Here is a 20170-nt window from a genome sequence, read left to right as displayed (position 1 = left end):
TATGATCTAAATGATAATGAATTTCAATATTGGGAGGAAAAAGATGAAAAAGCATATCAGCATGCTATTCGTATTTTTAATGGCCGTTATGGTACTTTCTGCCTGTAATAGTTCAGAAAGTTCAAGCAACAGCGAGGGGTCAAGCAGCAAAACAAGAACGGTCAAACATGCAATGGGGACATCAGACAACATTCCCGCCAATCCAAAACGGATTGTTGTTTTAACTAATGAAGGAACAGAGGCGCTCTTAGCGCTTGGCATTAAGCCGGTCGGAGCCGTAAAGTCATGGAAGGGCGACCCGTGGTATGACTATCTGAAAGATGACATGAAAGGTGTTAAAAACGTCGGTCTTGAAACGGAACCGAATGTGGAAGCCATCGCAGAATTAAAGCCTGATTTGATTATTGGAAACAAAGTGCGCCAGGAAAAAATTTATGATCAGTTAAATGCGATTGCGCCGACTGTTTTTGCTGAATCTTTGGCCGGGAACTGGAAGGATAACCTGACTCTATACGCCAACGCGGTGAATAAGGCGGACAAAGGCAAGGAAGTCATTGCCGATTTTGATAAACGTGTTTCTGATTTAAAAAACAAGCTGGGCGACCAGACAAACAAAACCGTTTCAGTCGTACGCTTTTTATCCGGTGAATCAAGAATCTATTATACCGATTCATTCTCAGGGATTATTTTAGACCAGCTTGGCTTCAAACGCCCTGAAAAACAAGTAGAACTGTTCAAGAAACAAAAGGACCAATTTACGTTCTCAACTGACAGTAAAGAATCTATTCCTGATATGGATGCTGATGTGCTGTTTTATTTCACTTATAAAGCCGATAATGCAAAGGAAAATGAAAAATGGGCCAATCAGTGGACAAGCAGTTCACTATGGAAAAACCTAAAGGCCGTGAAATCAGGTAATGCGCATGAAGTCGATGACGTCGTATGGACAACCGCAGGCGGAATTAAAGCCGCAAACTACCTGCTTGATGATATTGAAACCTACTTCTTAAAAACGAAATAAAAAAAAGACTCCGTCTTATTAGACGGAGTCTTTTTTGCTTTTGCCAATCAGACGTGTAACGAGGAACATGGTAACAGAAAGAGATCTGTTTTTCCGATACGCTAAGTATTTCCCTCGCCACTCCGGTTTGTATTTTTCTTTAAAGGCTCTTAGGCCGCTGAAGCTGTACATGTATCTGACATTATTAAAAATGACAGCGGCAAACCTTTCGGACCAGAAGGATGTAAAGGCAGTGCCGACATTAGCCAAGGGTGCCATCCCCATATTAAATGACGTGCAGCCCTCTTCCTTTGCCCATAAAAACATGCGGATAAACAATGCGTCCATAATGCCATTTGGAGCGTCGCCGCGATAGCGCATTAGGTCAACCGATATCTCTCCCTCCTGGTACATCGGCATGACATTTGCGAATGCAACGATCTCTCCTTCTGCATTTTTCATATAGGCGATCGGCGCTTTCTGTAAATAGGAAGGATCAAAAAATCCGAGCGAGAATCCCTTCTCCTTTTTCGAGCCGAGCCATTCGTCTGTGATTTGCTTCAGCTCCTCCAAAAACGCATCAGAAAATGGGGGATGATCCACATGGAAAGTATACTCCTCCCGCTCAAAGCGGTTATTGATTGCCCGAAGGCCAGCTTTTTTCTTCCCAGTCAAGGTGAATGTATTTAAATCTACATATGCTTCCTCGCCAAGTTTAAAGAAGTTGTAGCCAAAATCGTGATACAGCGCCATGTCCTCTCGTTCAATTTGATAGAACAAAACACTGAATCCCTTCTGATGCGCTTCGTTCAGAAATTCTTCCAGCACGAGCGGGAATGATTCTCTTTGGCCAGACGGATCGCCGAGCACGACCAGCCTTCTGGCGATTTTCCCGAATAGAAGCAGTGCATTCCCATCACTGGAAAAATAAAACCGCTTATCTCCAAGAAAACCAAGATGGCTCAGCGCGTTGCCGCCTTTTTCATTAAGAAACGCAGCAAGACGCTCAGGGTCAGCTTTCTCTCCGATCGGTTTCGTTCTCTTATGATAGACCACTGTAAATATCAAGAAGAACAGCGGCACAATAATGATCGCCATGATGGTTGCATGTGTAATATGCGAGGTGCTGTGGACGAAATATTCGTGACGCAGCACCTTCTTCATCCGGTCCCAAATAAAGCCCGCGATCAGATTGTAGTTAAAGAGCGCCACAGTAAACAGCGCCACAGCGAATATCAATTGTCCCAGTGTATAGGATGCCTGTTCGCGGACAAATTGTTTTTTCAATAGCACAAGCAATACGATAATCATCGGCAGTACGAATATCGCGCTGATGTTAAGCCCTTTTAAAAAGCTGAACACAAAGCCGCCGACAAGCGCTGTAATGGCCATCGTATAGGAACGTTTTGTCCGTTTATAAAGCTCAATCGGCAAAATTAGCAGAATGAGCGCTGAGCTTAAGGACAGGCCGTTGAACAGCAAAAGCGCCGGGCGCGGAATGTGCGGTATAACCGTCAGCCTGTCAATCGGCAAGGAAACAGAGGCCAAGACAATCAGACCTGCTACGAACACAATAAGGGAAAGCGAGCCTTGCAAAATTCTCACTAATACCGCACGCTGAACAACAAGCAGAACGTTTGTCGTCTCAATTGCCGGTGCGATGCGCGGGTTCGTTTCGAGCCGCTTCATTGTATTTTCCGTCAGGTCGCCGGCGGCAAAGAACAGCCCCAAGATAAATGGGATAAATGAGTAGGCGAGCCTGTACAACACAATAGAAGTAACGATGGCCTCCTGATGATAGCCAAGCTGCTCCATCCCCAGCAAAAATAAAAGGTCAAACGAGCCGAAGCCGCCCGGCACGAGGCTGATCATTCCTCCGATCGCCGCAATGACGAACACCCCGAACACATACCTGATATCTGCATGAATGCCCATAGCGAACAAAGCAAAATAGATGACGATCCCGGCCATGAGCCATTCAACAACTGAAGCTCCAATATATGCGAAAATCGGATTTTTCACTTTATCCGCATTCTCTTCGTCCCCAGCTTTGCGGTCTTTTATTTTGGACACCGCCAAAGACAGCGGCAATATCAGCGCAAAACCGATAACGACCGCCCATAGCCAAGGCTTTTCATGAATCACTTCATCCACTGGCAGCACTCTCGCAGCGACGAAAATGCTGAAAACAGATAATCCGAGCAGCATAGATGATGTGAGCCAGGCGATTCCTTTCACGAGTGCCTTATGGTCTTTCGTATGCTCCTTATAGAACATCATTCTTAACCCGACGCCGGCTAAACCGCCGAAGCCCAGCACATTATTAAATGAATTGGCGATCCAGGAAACCCTGAATACTTTTCCGTTTGTGATCGATAGGCGCAGTGAGTATTTCAGGACGTAATCATACAGCGACATGGCCGCAACAGCCAGCAAGCCGATCAACACAAGCATGAATAAGTCCGTTCGTTCCAGTCCGTTGATGACCATGAGCGTACGTTTGAAAGACAGATTTGTCAGTTCTTTTTTCGATTGATAAATAACAAATAGCAAAACAGCAATAGGAAAAACGATTTTTAATATTGATAAAGCATTCTTTTTAATCAGCAATGGTCTCTCCAATCATATTCTAGTTCGATCCTCTCCCCCAATAATCTCCAACTCATTATACACTACCGTTATTTTTCGGACAAAGTCCCGCATGCGGTTTTGCTCACTTTCTTTCAGGAGTGAAAATCGAGTAATATGGTAAGAGGAGTGAATGATGAGGAAGTGATGAAATGGAATATAATTTACACGATACAACAGTATTAAACGAAAACATTCTTTCATCGGAGGAACGGGAAATATGGGTGCTCTATATGAAAGTCTTAACTTCCGCCGGGCTCGGTGATGTGTCCGAGTGGATGAAGCTGGATATGAGCATGCCGCAAATGAAGGTGCTGATGCTATTAAACAACCATGGAACATTGAAAGTGAGCGACATTGCTGAAAAAATGGGGGCTTCCCTGTCCAATACAACTGGGCTGCTTGACCGGCTTGAAAAATCAGGATTTGTCAAACGCTCACATTCTGAAGAGGACCGCCGCTCTGTAGTTGTTCAGTTGACAGAGAATGCGAAAAAGATTTTCCGGGGTTTGTATGAAAAAGGCCACCTGAAATTGAAGCGTTCATTAGAGCTGCTGTCCCCTGAAGAAAAGCAGGCGGTTTCCGAAGGGCTGTCTATCCTTTCAAGAGCATTAGAAAAAGCGAAAAAAGAATAAATCTGTAAGTCTGTCATCCGCAAACTGCGGGAGCAGGCTTTTTTTATTTGACATTTAGTTCATTTAAAATGAATAATATACTTTGAATGAATAAAAAAGGGGTTGATGAATATGTCTGAATCATTAACAGAGCAGAAAGGCCAAAAGTGGGCGATCAGCCTGTTTACGATTGGTGTATTTATGGCTGCGCTAGATAACGGAATTATTTCAGCTGCCTTAACAACGATAAACGAGTCGTTTTCCGTTTCTCCTTCCTGGGGATCATGGGGCATTACCCTTTATACGCTTGGTCTTAGCGTCAGTGTGCCAATCGTCGGAAAGCTTTCCGACCGCTACGGCAGAAAAAAACTCTTTCTCATTGAGGTTTGCCTGTTCGGACTTGGTTCTTTGCTTGTTGCTTTGAGCCAAAGCTTCCCGCTCTTTCTGATATCGCGGCTGATTCAGGCGCTTGGAGGCGGCGGGATTTTCATCATCGGCAGCTCTCACATTCTCGCGACTCTCCCAAAGGAAAAACAGGGGAAGGCCCTTGGGCTGCTTGGCGCAATGAACGGGATGGCCGCTGTGCTAGGGCCAAATATCGGAAGCTTTCTGCTTGATTGGACCGGGTCTTGGCATTGGCTATTTTTGATTAATTTGCCGATTGCAGTGCTATTGGTTGTTTTCGGCGCATACTTTATCGCGGAAACAAAAGCACCTGAAGCTAAGCGCCTCGACACGGCCGGAATCTTCCTTCTATCCCTGTCGATTTTAGCCGTGATGTACGGCATGACGAACCTTGACGGGGCAAATCTCTTACACAGCTTGGGGAATCCGGAGGTTTATGGATGTATTATTTTTGGCATACTTTGTTTTGCAGCGCTTATCTCGTATGAAAAGAGAGTTGAAATGCGAGGAGGCGATCCCATTTTGGCGTATTCTCTGCTGCGAAACCATATGTTTCAGCGCACGCTTATCATCGGTTTGTTATCCGGGGGGCTCTTGGCGGCAGTCATTTTTATCCCGTCATATGTCGAGCAGTATTTGGGTGTCCCTGCCGCAAAAGCAGGCTATTGGATGACACCGCTTGCGTTGGCTTCCGGAATCGGCGCTTGGCTTGGCGGAGCGCTTACCGACAAAAAAGGTCCTGTAAAAACCGTTATTCTTTCGGGAATCATCTCATGTGCGGGGTTTGCTTTATTTCCGCTCTGGGTGACGGAAAAATGGGAGTTTGTGATCGCAAGTGTGGCAGCTGGGATCGGTTTTGGCTTTCTGTTAGGCGCTCCGCTGAACGTCCTTGTATCAGAAGCGGCAAAAACAAATAAGGGTACAGCTCTTGGCACGCTTTCATTAGTAAGGCAAATTGGACTGACCTTGGCGCCTACTCTTTATGCAGGTTTTATCACAGCCGGGTTTGACCAAATAGGTGATGAGATCAGCAGCCACTTATCGGACAGCGGATATTCAGAAAAGGCGATGCAGATGATTCCGGAGATCGACAGTTCTGATGTTTCTTCTTTACAAGAACAAATCGAACGCATTCCCGTTCCTGAAGTCAAAACCGCGATAAGCGACGCCATTCATGCGAGTGTCGCCAGCGGCTATGATCATTTATATGCAGCGGCTGCTGTGATCTCACTTCTGGTGATTGCTGCTATCAGTATTCCGGCTTTCCGCCGGCAAAAGCGTTAAGACCACCCCATCCGTCTGGAAAGCTCCGTAATATGAGCGATATGGTGATGTGAGTGCCAGACATACAGGCCGAGCGCGTTCTCCAGGGTAATGATCTCCTTTGTATCAGGGTGATAAAATCCGCGCTTAAATTGCTGATCCGTCAGGGTGCGGAGCAGAGCCGTCCATCTTCCGTGAAGCTCCTGCAAAAGCGAAAGTGAGCCGCTCGGATCTGCCGTTTTCGAGTCTTTTAGCTCCGACCATGCTTTTTCATCATACGGACGGATAGCCGGTGTCTCTTCCGTCAAGCTCAATTTAAAACGAATATAGCTGTTCATATGACTGTCAGCCAGATGATGAATAACTTGCCGAACGGTCCATCCACCGTCCCGATACGGTGTGTCAAGCTGGCTGTCCGTCATGCCCTCTACAGCTTGCTTCAATTTTGCCGGCACTTCTTCAAGCACTTGAATCCACTTATCTTTTTGCTCCTTCGATATGGATTCCCTCGGCTTGTATTCTCCTATTGGGTAGCTTAGATTGACTGATGTCATGCATGTTCTCCCTTCTTTTCACTCTTATCTTTTATTTTACAAGAAAAAGATTGTGTATGCTGTATGATTTAATACACAACAAGCGGCAGGAGCCCTCCTGCCGCTTGCTTTTCACCCTGCGTGATCACGCACTTCGACTGTTACCTTCTTCTGTTTTGGCTGATAAATTTTCCCCACAAATAAATACCCGTATTTGAATTTATTCAGTGCCCACGAGGTCAGAATCGGGCCGGCTGTACACACGGCAAACAGCAGGAGAACAGCCGGTACGGCAGGAATTTCGGGCATATTCAAAAGCAACACGTAGCCTATAATCATAAAATAGGCATGAAGCAGATAAATCGAAAAGGAATAGTTGCTGATAAACATCATGATTTTCGGCACATGCTTCATTTTGGAAAACAAGTGAAAACACAGGAAAATCATGCTTGTTGAATACAGCATGATATCAGGCCGCTTCGAGCTGATCATGCCGATTTCACCGACATAAGAAACAGTGACAACCAGCGCCCCAGAAGCAATTGCAGCGCCGTACACCACCCAGCGGTATTGGTTCAGCAGCGCTAAAAAACGCTTGTATTCTTTTCCGCAATAGTAGGCTAGACAAAAGTAGAAAAGCCAGCCTGCGAACGGAACCCAGAAGAACGGAAATGCCCCTCCCTCTTCAGAAGCAGGAGCCGGGCTGGCTGCGGAGAAATAGCCTAAATAAGCGGCTGTCACCACAAATGAGATAGACAGCACCCATTTCGGCGATGCTTTTTTCAAATACTCATGAAACATCATATGCAGCATGTAAAATTGAAAGATGACGAGAATGAAGTATCCGATAAAGTTTCCTAAGAATACGTTCTCCAGATATTTTTGCACAAACGCGAGAAAGGTTACCTCTCCCCCCATCGCACTGGTCATCAGCAGCGCATCGATGGCCGCGATAAATAGAAAAGGAACAAAAATCACTTTTCCCCGCTTCTTTAAAAAACCGTCAGGCACCCCATCAGGATAAGAACGGGCCAGTAAAAATTCAGAGATGAAAATAAAAGCGGGCGTGCTGAACATCAGGAGTGTGCGGAAAGAATCAACAGTGTGAGAAATATCTGCAAGAGCTTCTGCCTGAAGCATCAGGACCATTGAAATGATATGGAGCAAGACGACACTTAAGCACGAAATGCAGCGGATCATAAAAATTTCTTTAATTTGCATAACAGCGCTCCTTTTATTTCAAATTGATAGAAATCGATGGTTGTACCTTAACATGTCCGCTCTATTTGAAAAAGTGCCTGATGTCATAAATTGACGTATGCATGATAGACTAAGGTCATAAACCCCTCTGGCTTATTGGTGTATCTTTCTCAGACGAGATTGCTAGAAAAATGCAAAAAACCTGCCGTAACGGAGACTGCAGGTTTTTTATGAAGATATTAATTTGTATTGAGGCCTCCGCCATTCAGCCCTTCTTTGATATAGCCGTTCACTTGGCTATTAGAGAGCAAGCCAATATGACCGATGCCATAAAGCTGGATGTTTCGCGCTCCTTGTAACCGAGACAAGCTATTGATGACAATTTGATCATTGAGACTGTAAATAGATGTATAGAGGATCTTTTGATTAGGATCTGTACCCGGCAGCGCGGTTGATGACACTAAACCATTAGCCCCTCCAAGCGTTACGACATTTTGAATCTTATTGCCTCCGCCTAAATATTTAATATAGTACAGCGTATTGGCGCCTCCCATACTATGAGCCACAATATCTACTTTTTTTGCCCCCGTCTCTTTTAAAACACGGTCAACATATGAAGCAAGCTGCGGGCCGTTATTTAGGTTATTTCCTGTTTTATCATAAAAATCAATTGCGTACAGTTTGTTGCTTTGCCAGCCTTGAGAAATTAAGTAGTTTTTAATAGCGAAAAAGTTGTATGATGCACCACTTATTCCATGAACAAGAACGACAGGATTATGTACTGATTCAGCTTTTGCGCCAGACGGCGGAGCGGCTAAAACAGATAGAATCAGCGATAAACAAATAATGAATGCCATAAGTACTTTTTTCAAGTTTATTCCCCCTTAAAATGTTGATAACACCAATTTCCTATTATACATAAAAAATCAATATGGTTAATATTTTTTCTGAAAATTAAATTTAAATCTCTTTTATATTGACGGAGATAAATCGGATACCTACTGACAAACCTTTTATCTTCATTTCCAAAGAGCCCGGTTGTGTTCCCTTCCTCCCTTTTCTATAATAAGGGGAATAGGCAGTTAGAATCACAGTTGAGCACCGGCTCATCTGTTTTGCGAAACAGCCAGACACGGAGGATAGCATGAGAGTATTAAAATACGCCATATTAGGGCTTTTGCGAAAAGGCGAATTGAGTGGATACGATATTACGAGTTATTTTAAAGAGGAGCTCGGCCAGTTTTGGAGCGCCAAGCACAGCCAGATTTACCCTGAGCTCAAAAAGCTGACGGATGAAGGATTTATCACGTTCCGGACAACGATTCAGGGCACAAAGCTGGAGAAAAAGATGTACACCCTGACAGACAGCGGAAAGCAGGAGCTGCATGACTGGCTGATCCGCCACCAGCCGATACCCGAGACGGTGAAGGATGAATTTATGCTGAAGGCTTATTTCATTTCTTGTCTATCGCGCCAGGAGGCTTCTGATTTGTTCAAAGACCAGCTGCAAAAACGCCAGGCCAAGCTTTCTGACTTACAGGGAAGCTATGAAAAGCTTATGGCTTCAGCAGAGCCGATGTCATTTTCTTCACCGGACTTCGGCCACTATCTTGTGCTGACGAAAGCGCTGGAGCGGGAGAAAAATTACGTTTCTTGGCTGGAATCAATTTTAGCTATGATAGATAAGGATTAACCGCAGTTCAGGCTGCACCCATACGAATGTACCCACATGCAAAAAAACATCTGCCTAAACGGCAGATGTTTTTTAGGCTCGGAGCGCCTTAAGCCCCGCTACGAAAGTGATCGCAGCAAATGAAAGCAAAATGCCGCTGATTCCGAGAATATCTGTGACGCGGGCACCGTTAGCGATAATCTCTGTCAGCCCGCTCATCGCCCACTTTTGCGGAAGAAATTCAGCGATGGATTGCATCAATTTCGGTTCAATGTCGATCGGCCAATACATCCCGCTCACCATACATGTTGCGATGACGAACAAGTTACCGAACGCAAGCTGCTGTTCTGGCGTTCTGACATTGGCCGCAATCATCAATCCAATGCCGACAACGGTCAATAGAAAAAGTGACACTAATACAATAACTGCAGCCGGATCCCCCCAGTTGATGCCAAACAGCCAATGGGTTGCGAGAAGCAATATGCCAAATTGAATCCAGCCAATGACAAAGAAGGACAGCACATACCCAGCACCGATTTCGGCTCGGCTGACAGAGGCTGTAAGCAATCTGGACCATACGCCGTTTTTTCTTGCTTCTAAAATGGTTCCAGCCGCTCCCATCATGGTCAGCATGACAAACAGGATGGAAAACCCTGCTGCTCTGGAGGCTGTGTCACTTGCTTCCGCACCCTCTTTTTTATCACTGAGCGTCTGTCGTGTTACAGCCGGAACTGTATCTTCATGTTTTTTGGCGAAAACGGTTTTATACGCAGCCTTCCAGTTCTCTCCAGCTGTCTGCGATGCCGTTTTTGCCGCGGTCACCTGAATATTGAGCGTTGCCAATGTGCTTTCTGCATATTGTTTGACCATCGGCGCTTCCGACAGCTCAGGGCCGTGACGGAAAATCAGTTCAGGATGTTTGTCTTTTTCCAGCTGTGTCTGGAACGAGCGGGAAATGACGATGATCCCGGCAATTTTCTTTTGTTTCAGCTTTTCTGACGCTTTGCTTTCAGACATGTTTTCGAATACATACATATCATCGTGTGCCTTCAGCTGCCGAATATAATGCTGTGAGAGAATCGTATCGTCCTGATCAACGATTGCAAGCCGCACCTTATCATCATTGCCGCTGAGCATACTCCCAAATACAAAGGTAAGCAAAAGCGGGGCAGCAAACATGATCAAATAGTTCTGTGGCTTCTTAAAAATGAGAGAAAGCTCAATGCCGCAAATGGCTAGAATTTTTTTCACCTTTTGTACCTCCTTATCTTGTATGAAGCCGTCTGATACCAATTACAAGTGAACAAAAGCCGATCGCCGCAAAAAGAAGCACAGGCTTTTGAAGGTCAGCCCAGCCTCCCCCTTCCATTAAAGAAAGAAAGCCGTCAAGCGCCCAGCGATTTGGCACCGCTTTGGATACAGACTGCAAGACGTCCGGAAATTGGTACAGCGGCAGCATGGACCCGCCGAGAACCGCAAGCAATTGAATGCCGAAGCCGCCTATCGCATCTGCAGTTTTCATATCGCTGATGCACGACGCAAGCAGCATTGAAATACCAGATACAGCTGCGGCGTAAGAAAGCCCGAGTACACTCACGAACAGCAGATTACCGCCCCAGTCCACACCAAATACATTGATTGTGACGATCAGAAATATGAAAAATTGTATGATGGCAAACAGATACGTCCCAAGCCATTTTCCGAAGAGAATGACGGATTTTTGCGCAGGCGTCATCAGCATTCTGGCAAGCGTCTCCGTATCCTTTTCCTGTAAAAATGATTTCGCCCCGACTGTGATATGAAACAGCATAAACATGCAAAGCATTGCCGCCGAATAGTATTGAAAACTGTTAACGGCTTTGCTGCCCACAGATTTTTCCGCAATAGTCAGCTTGTCACCTGTTTCTTTTTCTAGCATCTTTGCCAGCTTTTCTGCAAACTGTGCAGGGTCAAGTTTTCCTTGCTGTACAGCTTCCGTTTTGCTGATGTAGTCCATTGAGGCTGACGCGGCTTCCTTTACCGCTTTATATTGCTCTATAAAAGAGCTTGCAGCTGTTTCGATGATGGAAGTTTTCAATGTTTGATCAGGAGCGGCATAAACAACAGCTGAGGTTTTGCCGGCTTCCCAATTTTTTGGGATGACGATACCTACATCGATTTTCTTTTCATCAAGCAGTTTTTTCATCTTGTCTTCGCTGCCGGCTTTTGTGGCCTTTATCGACTTCATTTTTTTGAGAACATCTTTTGTAAACATGTTTGCTGCATCTGACTGGTCTGATTGAATGTAGCCGACTTTGATGTCATCAATCCGGCTGCCTCCGTCAACAACTGATCCGAGCGCCGCCCCTAAAATACACGTTAGGATCAGCGGCATTAGGATAAGCATCATAAACCCTTTTCTGTCCGTGATTCTGATTTTGACATCTTTCCATGCGATCCATATGCTTTTTTTCATGGCCGTCCCTCCTCAATCCCGCAACGTGCGGCCGGTCAGATTCAGAAACAGGCGCTCCAGATTCGGTTCCTGCACCTGAAGGGACAGCAGGTTTATATGATGAGCAGCAGCTTCAGCAAGCAGACTTGTGACGACTTTCTCATGATGAGCCGCAGAAATGTCAATTTTGAGCTCTGACTCTTGGACTGTTACATCATTCACATGAGCCAGGGAACGGATCGCCAAAAGAAACGCTTCATCGATCCCGCTGACCGTGAGCTGAATGATGGTATCGCCCCCAAGGCGGCTGCACAAATCAGTTTTTGTGCCAATCGCAATCATTTCCCCCTGATCAATTATCCCGATCCTGTCGCATAAAAACTCAACTTCTTCCATGTAATGACTCGTATAGATCACCGTCATGCCCGTTTCGTTGAGCTGTTTAACCGTTTCTAAAATGTGATTTCTCGATTGAGGGTCAATACCGACAGTAGGTTCATCCATAATCAGCAGCTCGGGCTTATGCATTAAAGCCGCACCGATGTTGATTCTTCGTTTCATCCCCCCGGAGAATGTTTCAATCTTATCTTTAGCCCGCTCAGTCAGACCGACATATTCAAGGACCTCTGCCGATCTTTTTTTGGCCTCACCGTGCGTAAGTCCGTACATTTTCCCCCAAAACATAAGATTCTCATGAGCCGTCAGCGTCGGATATAATGCAATTTCCTGCGGAACAATGCCGATTTTTTGTTTCGCTTTGGCCGTTTCTTTTCCGATGACATAGCCGCCCACCGTGATGTTCCCGCTGTCATGCGGCACAAGGCCGGAAATCATCGAGATGGTTGTGGACTTCCCCGCACCGTTTGGCCCGAGCAGACCGAACGACTCCCCCTTTTGGAGGGAAAAAGAAATGCCTTTCACGATTGTTTTTTTCCCATATGCCTTTTTGATATTTTCTGCTTGCAGCACGTCGTCTCACTCCTTTTTTGATCCATTGCCATTGTAGAAGAAAGAAAGGCGTGCGGCATGTAGCGGCAGATAGAACATAGGGCATGAAAAAAAGGCCTGTAAAAGGCCTTTTCAGAGAAGCGTATATGCAAAACGTCATATGTCAAAAGACAGATACACCATATCTGACCGAGTAAATGGCGGCTTGGGTTCTGTCCCTGACAGCCAGCTTGCTGATAATATTTGAAACGTGGTTTTTGACTGTGCCTTCTGTAATGTAAAGCTTTTCGGCAATTTCTTTGTTATTCAGCCCGTACCCCAGCTCAGCCAGAACTTCGATTTCGCGCTCGGTCAGGCCGAGCAGCTCCTTAGGTTTTTCTATCTCATTTATTCCTTTCAGCTGTTTTTCACGCTTCCATTCATTCAGCATTTGAGCAGTCAATTCCGGCGGAAGCACCATTCCGCCAGAATGAACAGTCATCACCGCTTTTACAATCGTATCTGCCGACATATCCTTCAGCAGGTACCCGCTTGCTCCTTCTTCAAGCGCTTCAGCAATCAGCGCTGAATCCTTAAAGGTTGTCAGCATCAAAACCTTTACACCGGGCAGCGAGCTTGTGATTAATTTTGTTCCCTCCACCCCGTTGGAAACCGGCATGCGGATGTCCATTAATACGATATCCGGCTCCAGCTCTTTCGCCTTTTCGAATGCTTCCTGTCCGTTTCGCGCCGTTGCGATCACATCGAGCTCTTCTCGGAGCTGGAGCAGGGATGCCAGCCCTTCTCTGACAATATCCTGATCGTCGGTAATGATGATCTTAATCATGATAAACTCTCCTTTTGCTGCACGGGCCTGAAGCTCCATTTTTTATTGGCGAGTGAAAATTCTGCATTCACAGTAAATCCTTGATCCCGTTCGCTTTCAAAGCGGATCATTCCGCCATGTTCCGCTGCCCGCTTTTTCATATTCAAGAGGCCAAAACCAAGTGCTGCCTCGGGATTGCCTTTGCCGTCATCCTTAATGACAAGGCTGATGCTGTCCGTTGTGCAGGCAAGCTGTATCGAACAAGCTGTGGCGCCGCCGTGCCGTTTGGCATTGGTCAGTGCTTCCTGCGCCGTTCTGATCAGGGTCGGATGGAGAGACAGCGGGATGATTGCAGGATCGCCGCTGACCGCAAATTCTGTTGTGACTCCTGCATTTTTGCAAAAGTCCTCTGTCAGCTGTTTCAGCGATTCGATTAGCGAAGGATCGTTTTCAGTTTGCAGAGTGCGTACTGATAAGCGGACATCATCAAGCGCTTCACGGGCAAGTGTTTCACAGACACCTACTGTCTCATCCGCTTTTTGACTGTCTCTTTTTTGCCATTCACGCAAAAGCTGCAGCTGGACAAGAAGAGCCGTCATTTTATGCCCCACTGTATCATGGATTTCCCGCGCCATTCTGTTCCGCTCGTAAATGGCAGTCAGCTCTTCAACTTGCTTCGCATATAAATGGAGCTCCTGATGTGCAGCAGACAGCGCCAGATGGGACTCCGTCAGTTCCTGAAACTGCTGTTTTGCCGTATCCTGAGCCTCCAACAGCTTGCGGATTAATTTGCCCACGACACCGCAGAAGACAACGAATGTCATGCTGATGCAATGATCCATCACATATTCATCACCAAGCATATGATATGTGCGTAATAGAACAATCAGCCACATCATAAAACAAAAACACAGGACAGACCATACAGTTTTTCGGTCAAATCCCTTCAGAAAAAAGGTAACTGCAACCGGGCTGAGCAATGTAATATATAAACCTGTACCCGGAAACATGAAACCGAACGAAAAGCCAACTGCAATATCAATTAGACAAAAAATAATTGCATATTTCTGTACCCTTAATAAGAGATGATTTGCTAAGAATACACTTGCACCGCCAGCGATGAACAAATACTCAAACCAGCTGTCATCCTCTACAAGAAAAAAATAAACCGAACAGCTTACCATTAAGGTGAAAATCCTAGTAAAAAAAAGAGCCTTCACGCTCATCACTCCCGATACCCAATTCCCTTCTTATCATACCTGCCTGAGGGCATTTTTGACAGGAGTTTCTGGAAAATAAAAAATCCCCCTGCCGTTTTTTCGGCAAGGGGATTGCAGTTAAATCACAAATGTAATATAGGCGCCGGAAACAGGGTCTTTCACACGAAAACTGTTTTCCGTCTCTTCAATCGAATACCCGGCATGTTTGACTCGGTTCGCCACTAAAACCAGCTCCTCTTGGTGAGGCAGGACAACAGTGTAATAGTCTAGTCCGCTGGCATTTGTCGGTTTAGGCGGCGCATTTCTTCCCGCCCAAATGTTTAAGCCGATATGATGGTGGTACCCCCCGGCTGAAACGAAGAGGGCGGACATGCCCGCATAGTTTCCGACAATGTCAAAGCCCAGTACATCTGTGTAAAACGCCTTTGCTTCTTTCAAATCACTGACATGCAGATGAATGTGTCCGATGATTGTATCGTTCGGAAGCGATGCTTTCCGCTCATCTCCTGCCTCTTCCAGAAGGCCCTCAATGTCAACAGCGGTTGTCGTCATGACATAGTTTCCTTCCAGATCACGCTGCCACGTGCTGCGGGGGCGGTCAGCATACATTTCAATGCCGTTTCCGTCAGGATCAGACAGGTAGAGCGCTTCGCTGACAGCATGGTCCCCATGTCCGATAGCAATGCCGTGTTCAATCAAGCGGGCGAGCGCGATCCCAAGTTCCTTCCTGTCCGGAAGAAGAATCGCAAAGTGATAAAGGCCTGTCACAGACCGTTCAGGAAAGACGACAGCGCTCGGATTTTCTTCAAGAATAAGCAGTACGCGTTTCCCGTCAGCCGTTAATTCAGCTTGGCGATCCGTCTTTTTTAAGACTTGAAAACCGATGACGTTACAGTAGAACTGAAGCGAACGCTCCAGACTGCGAATTGTGAGTTTGGCATAGCCAATGTGTGTATCCTCATGAATGCTGGTCATGCTGCATGCCTCTTTTCTTATGCTGAAACGTTTCCGTTCTTTTTTCCTTTAAACACAAATGGATCCAGCGCCAGAAATCGACTTCCAGTAAGCGCCAGGTGAATGGATGTCAAAAGCAGAAGGTAATCAAATTCTGCATTGCCCATGAATGGCGCTTTCAGCTTAACAGTGATGATGGCGCCGATCAGTGTAAGGGCGAACAGTACACCGACAATACGTGTAGCCAATCCGAAGAAGACAAGCACTCCGCCAATGAGTTCAATCGCTGCGATGACATACGCCATAAAGCTTGGAAGGCCTATGCTGCCGAAAAATTGGATGGTGCCCTCCATTCCCTGAAACTTTGATAAACCGTGAACAAAAAAGATAATACCTGTAATAAGCCTTAAAAGTAATGTGCCAATTTCAAATGATTTATTCATTTTATCCTCCTTGATAAAAGTTATCACTTACTTAATGTAAGCTAGTATATATACATAACTTGTTTACGTCAAGTAATTTCGTTACATTTTACGAAAATGAAATAAAAGTACTATAAAACTGTAACAAAAAAGACCTCTGTGCAGGACAAAGGTCTATTTCTCAAATTGGCTTTCATATAAGTCACTGTAAAATCCTTTTTGCCGAATCAGCTCGTCATGGCTGCCTTTTTCAATCATTTCACCATCTTTTAGCACCACAATCTGGTCCGCTCTTTGAATGGTGTTCAGCCTGTGGGCAATGATGACGCTTGTTCTTCCTTCCATTAAACGGGCGAGCGCTTCTTGAATGTTGACTTCTGTAACGGTATCAATGTTGCTTGTCGCTTCATCCAAAATGAGAAGAACCGGATCGGCAAGCACCGCCCTCGCTATAGAAATCAACTGCTTCTGTCCTTGACTGATGCCCGAACCGTTTTGCGTCAGCACGGTGTCATACCCTTTTGGCAGCCTTTCAATAAAACTATGGGCATTCGCTGTTTTTGCAGCGGCTTCGACTTCCTGATCAGAAGCATCAAGCCTGCCGTAGCGAATGTTTTCTCTGATCGTTCCCTGAAATAAGAAAGAATCCTGAAGAACAAACCCCATGTTTTTTCTCAGGCTTGCTCTAGTAAGGGTTTTAATATCTATACCGTCGATTAAAATTTTTCCATCGTTAGGCTCGTAAAAACGGGCGATAAGGTTAGTGACGGTTGTCTTCCCCGCCCCCGTCGGTCCGACAAACGCGATGGACTGCCCTGCAGGCACGGTAAACTGTAAATGCTTCAGTGTCTGCTGCCCTTTATCGTAACCGAAGGACACATCGCGGAATTCAATGCTGCCTGTTTGGATGGGCTGATGCATGGCGTTCTTTTCATCCTCGCGCTCTTCTTTTTCATCAAGCACGTCAAACACCCGTTCAGCGCCGGCGATTGCGGACAGCATCGTATTAAACTGGTTGGCCAGATCGTTTAAAGGGCGTGTAAATTGTCTTGAATACTCGGCAAAGACGACGATGGAGCCGATCGAGATCCAGCCTTTCAGCGCAAACAAACCGCCGATTGCCGCTATCATTGTAAAGCTTAAGTTATTCAAAGAGTTCATGACCTTCGGGATAAACCCGGAAATCGTCTGCGCCCAAAAGCCCGACGTCTTGAGTGCAGCGTTTTTTTCGAGAAATTCAGCAGTAATCTGCTTCTCACGTGAATATGCTTTGATGACCTTTGCGCCTGAAACAGATTCCTCAATATACCCATTCAGATCACCAAGGTTTTTCTGCTGTTCTTTAAACAGCTTTCCCGTTCGGTTGGTGATCCATTTCAGGCTCGCTGCCATCACCGGAATAATGGTCAGCGTAATCAATGTAAGGAGCGGGCTCATGTACAGCATCACCGCAATCGTCCCGACAAAGGTGATCACACTTGACAAAATTTGAATGACTGACGTGTTTAAGGTAGAACTGACATTTTCGATGTCATTCGTCACCCGGCTCATCAGCTCGCCGTGCCGCTGTTTATCAAAAAATGGAATCGGCAGCTCATGCAGATGGGTGAACAATTCGCTTCTCATTCTGAAAACCGTGCCCTGCGAGATCGTAATCATCCAATAGTTTTGAAACCAAAGCGACAGGGACTGAATGATATAGATAGCGAGCAGAAGAAGCAAAACAGGAATCAAGCCGCTGACCGTTTTCCCGACGATAAAATGGTCGATGGCCTTTCCGATCACAAAGGGGCCAAGGAGCCCGAATATGGCGCTGATGACAACCATCAGCATGACAAGTATGAGCAGTCCTTTTCTTTCAGCCAAGTAAGACCAGATTCGTCTCAGTGTGCCCTTTGTATCCTTTGCTTTCGCCCGCTTTTTCGCGCCTTCTTTTTTGTCAATTGGCAGTTTGGGATATTGGAAAGGCTTGCGGATGTCTTTTAGCATGACTCGCTCCCCTCCCTTCCGAATTGTGACTCGTAAATGCGCTTGTATAACTGAGATGCAGAAAGCAGCTCACTGTGAGTGCCTTTTTCAATCAGTTCGCCGTCCTCAAGCAGCAAAATCTGATCAGCTTTCATCGCCGTGGTTATTTTTTGTGTAATGATCAAAGTTGTGCAATGGTATGTGCTGATTGCTTCAAGCAGCTTCGCCTCCGTTTGCAGATCAAGCGCGCTTGTGCTGTCATCTAATAGAAGGATAGCCGGTTTTCGAATCAGTGCCCGCGCAATGGAAATTCGCTGTTTTTGGCCGCCGGACAGGTTGACGCCTCTTTGTCCCAAAACTGTGTCATATCCATTTGGGAGCTTCAAAATCGTTTCATGAATTTGCGCATGTTTGGCCGCATCCATTATTTCATCTAGTGAAGCATTTTCTTTGCCCCAAGCGATGTTTTCTTTGATTGTGCCGGAAAACAAGAGGACTTCCTGCGGTACATATCCAATTTGCCTGCGCAGCCCTTCAGCCGGAATATCTTGAACCGGCTTTTCATCTATGTAAATGCGGCCTGAATCCGGCTGATAAAGCCGCGGAATGAGCTGAAAAAGCGTGGACTTGCCCGAGCCCGTCGCACCGAGAATCGCAATCGTTTCTCTTGGCTTTGCGGAAAATGAGACATCCCTGAGCGCTTCTCTGTCCATTTCAGGATAGCGAAAGGATACATGCTGAAACTCAATCCGTCCTGACAAACGATCAGATATGATGCCTTCCTCCCGCTCATCGCCTTCTGTTTCAAGCACCTCGCCGATTCTATCCCCTGAAGCTTTCGCCCTGGTGAAAATCATAATCAAAAACGGAAACATCGAAAGCGCGCCTGTAATTCGTGTTGCGTAGTTAATTATCGCAACAACATCGCCAACCTGAGTGCTTCCGCTCGTAATACTGTAGGACCCCGCCCACAAAATCAAAAGGATGCAGAGATTCATCAAAAGCATCAGTACAGGCATCGTGAATTCCACAAGCTGAAAGGCCGAAACCGTTTTTTCCATCAGCCTTGTGTTGGCTTTGATAAATCGTTTGACTTCGTGGCTGCCGCGAAGCAGCGCTTTGATCAGCTTGATTGCAGTTAAATTTTCCTGCATGATAGTGTTCACTTGATCCAGCCTTTTCTGCACTGAGCGGAACAGTGCCCCGCCTTTCCTTAATACCCATAGCAAAAACAAGATCAGGATCGGAATGGTCACAAGCAGAAAAAAGCCGAGTTTCACATTAACGGCAAGCGATAGCACAATGCCGCCTGCAATCATTAAGGGAGCCCGCAGCATAAACCGCAAACTCATAAAAATCATATTTTGAACCTGTGTGACGTCGTTCGTCAGCCTTGTAATATAAGAAGAGGACGAAAACTGTCCAAATGTGGAATAGGAGAAGGACTGGATTTTTTGAAAAAGCCCTTTTCTCGTATCATAGGAAAAGCTTTGGCTGACATGGGCGGCATAAAAAGAATTCAGCATCCCCGCCGCAAAGGATAACACGGTCAGCCCGATCATGACCGCGCCCCATATCCATACATGCCGCAGATCTTGCTTCAATATCCCATCGTCGATGATTTTTGCAATCAATAAAGGCTGCATCAGTTCAACTGCAAGCTCCGTCAGCATAAGAATCAGAGCAATTCCCGCCAGCAATGAATATGGTTTTAAAAACGACAAAGCTTTTTGCATGTAAAAGCCTCCAAACCCCTTTTAGCAATATGTACTTTTTATTTTAATTGTTTATAGGGTTTGATGAAAGAATTTTACTGTCATGAAGTGTTATGAAAGCATAGAAAAGCACTGAATTTATCGATAACCAAAATCACTTTATCTTTTATTCGAGAGCTATTCACTGCTGATCTGCGTTCATTAAAAAATATCAAAGATTTTACTCTACTCAAGTTGAGGTGCTGGATAGACTTAGATAAATTAGGAAGATTGCTGGAACCGTAGGAATAATGAAAAATATAAATTTTAAAACGAAGACCTTTTTGCGAGGAATATAATCTGATAAAAATGCGGTGAAAAATTTCTAAAATCTAATTAAAACTCTAAAT

17 protein-coding genes are annotated in these 20170 nt (G+C 45.6%); 4 read left to right on the top strand and 13 right to left on the bottom strand.

What is annotated here, in order from left to right:
- Positions 1-43 precede the first annotated feature (43 nt).
- Positions 44-1021, top strand: a complete 978-nt coding sequence (locus KXZ66_RS04500; RefSeq protein ID WP_014476203.1) for an ABC transporter substrate-binding protein — start codon at positions 44-46, stop codon at positions 1019-1021.
- Between the two features lie 18 nt (positions 1022-1039).
- On the opposite strand, the gene mprF is transcribed toward KXZ66_RS04500, so the two are convergent.
- Complete coding sequence (gene mprF, locus KXZ66_RS04495) at positions 1040-3610, bottom strand: bifunctional lysylphosphatidylglycerol flippase/synthetase MprF (RefSeq protein WP_219144830.1); 2571 nt, start codon at positions 3608-3610, stop codon at positions 1040-1042.
- Positions 3611-3780: 170 nt separating this feature from the next.
- Between mprF and KXZ66_RS04490 the strand changes: the two genes are divergently transcribed.
- Positions 3781-4263, top strand: coding sequence for a MarR family transcriptional regulator (locus KXZ66_RS04490; protein WP_003233577.1), 483 nt, complete (start codon positions 3781-3783; stop codon positions 4261-4263).
- Positions 4264-4374: 111 nt separating this feature from the next.
- Positions 4375-5931, top strand: a complete 1557-nt coding sequence (locus tag KXZ66_RS04485) for an MFS transporter (protein ID WP_021481173.1) — start codon at positions 4375-4377, stop codon at positions 5929-5931.
- On the opposite strand, the gene bstA is transcribed toward KXZ66_RS04485, so the two are convergent.
- The 3 genes from bstA to estB all read right to left on the bottom strand — a co-directional run bounded on the left by bstA (position 5928) and on the right by estB (position 8515).
- Positions 5928-6464 (bottom strand): bacillithiol transferase BstA, encoded by a 537-nt coding sequence (gene bstA, locus KXZ66_RS04480; protein WP_015252524.1) that lies wholly within the window; start codon positions 6462-6464, stop codon positions 5928-5930. The genes KXZ66_RS04485 and bstA overlap by 4 nt on opposite strands.
- Before the next feature lie 111 nt (positions 6465-6575).
- A complete protein-coding gene (locus tag KXZ66_RS04475) occupies positions 6576-7664 on the bottom strand; it encodes an acyltransferase family protein (RefSeq protein ID WP_029317461.1) in 1089 nt (362 codons plus the stop codon).
- A gap of 218 nt (positions 7665-7882) precedes the next feature.
- Positions 7883-8515, bottom strand: a complete 633-nt coding sequence (gene estB, locus KXZ66_RS04470; protein WP_003243184.1) for an esterase EstB — start codon at positions 8513-8515, stop codon at positions 7883-7885.
- 272 nt (positions 8516-8787) lie between these two features.
- On the opposite strand from estB, the gene padR reads away from it, so the two are divergent.
- Positions 8788-9336: a transcriptional regulator PadR gene (gene padR, locus KXZ66_RS04465; protein WP_003233588.1), complete on the top strand. Its 549-nt coding sequence runs from the start codon at positions 8788-8790 to the stop codon at positions 9334-9336.
- A 72-nt stretch (positions 9337-9408) separates the two neighbouring features.
- On the opposite strand, the gene lnrN is transcribed toward padR, so the two are convergent.
- From lnrN to KXZ66_RS04420, 9 genes are all read right to left on the bottom strand, one after another.
- On the bottom strand, positions 9409-10566 hold the full coding sequence (gene lnrN, locus KXZ66_RS04460; RefSeq protein WP_049140595.1) for a linearmycin resistance permease LnrN: 1158 nt from the start codon (positions 10564-10566) through the stop codon (positions 9409-9411).
- Between the two features lie 13 nt (positions 10567-10579).
- Entirely contained in the window at positions 10580-11770 is a 1191-nt protein-coding gene (gene lnrM / locus KXZ66_RS04455) for a linearmycin resistance permease LnrM (protein ID WP_032726620.1), read from the bottom strand.
- Positions 11771-11782: 12 nt separating this feature from the next.
- Positions 11783-12718, bottom strand: coding sequence for a linearmycin resistance ATP-binding protein LnrL (gene lnrL / locus KXZ66_RS04450; RefSeq protein ID WP_024572985.1), 936 nt, complete (start codon positions 12716-12718; stop codon positions 11783-11785).
- Positions 12719-12860: 142 nt separating this feature from the next.
- On the bottom strand, positions 12861-13523 hold the full coding sequence (lnrK, locus tag KXZ66_RS04445; RefSeq protein WP_032726622.1) for a two-component system response regulator LnrK: 663 nt from the start codon (positions 13521-13523) through the stop codon (positions 12861-12863).
- On the bottom strand, positions 13520-14722 hold the full coding sequence (locus tag KXZ66_RS04440; protein ID WP_080351437.1) for a sensor histidine kinase: 1203 nt from the start codon (positions 14720-14722) through the stop codon (positions 13520-13522). Before KXZ66_RS04440 ends, lnrK begins: the two co-directional genes overlap by 4 nt.
- A 117-nt stretch (positions 14723-14839) precedes the next feature.
- Positions 14840-15697, bottom strand: coding sequence for a catechol 2,3-dioxygenase (gene catE / locus KXZ66_RS04435; RefSeq protein WP_049140597.1), 858 nt, complete (start codon positions 15695-15697; stop codon positions 14840-14842).
- A gap of 17 nt (positions 15698-15714) precedes the next feature.
- A complete protein-coding gene (catD, locus tag KXZ66_RS04430) occupies positions 15715-16119 on the bottom strand; it encodes a DoxX family oxidoreductase CatD (RefSeq protein WP_049140598.1) in 405 nt (134 codons plus the stop codon).
- Positions 16120-16272: 153 nt separating this feature from the next.
- Complete coding sequence (locus tag KXZ66_RS04425; RefSeq protein WP_219144829.1) at positions 16273-18087, bottom strand: ABC transporter ATP-binding protein; 1815 nt, start codon at positions 18085-18087, stop codon at positions 16273-16275.
- Entirely contained in the window at positions 18081-19802 is a 1722-nt protein-coding gene (locus tag KXZ66_RS04420) for an ABC transporter ATP-binding protein (protein ID WP_219144828.1), read from the bottom strand. The genes KXZ66_RS04425 and KXZ66_RS04420 overlap by 7 nt, the downstream gene beginning before the upstream one ends.
- Positions 19803-20170: the final 368 nt, after the last annotated feature.

The organism is Bacillus sp. LJBS17 (assembly GCF_019334685.1).
Classification (GTDB): domain Bacteria; phylum Bacillota; class Bacilli; order Bacillales; family Bacillaceae; genus Bacillus; species Bacillus subtilis.
Note: the sequence above shows the minus strand (reverse complement) of the source record. Positions and strands in the feature narration are given on the sequence as shown.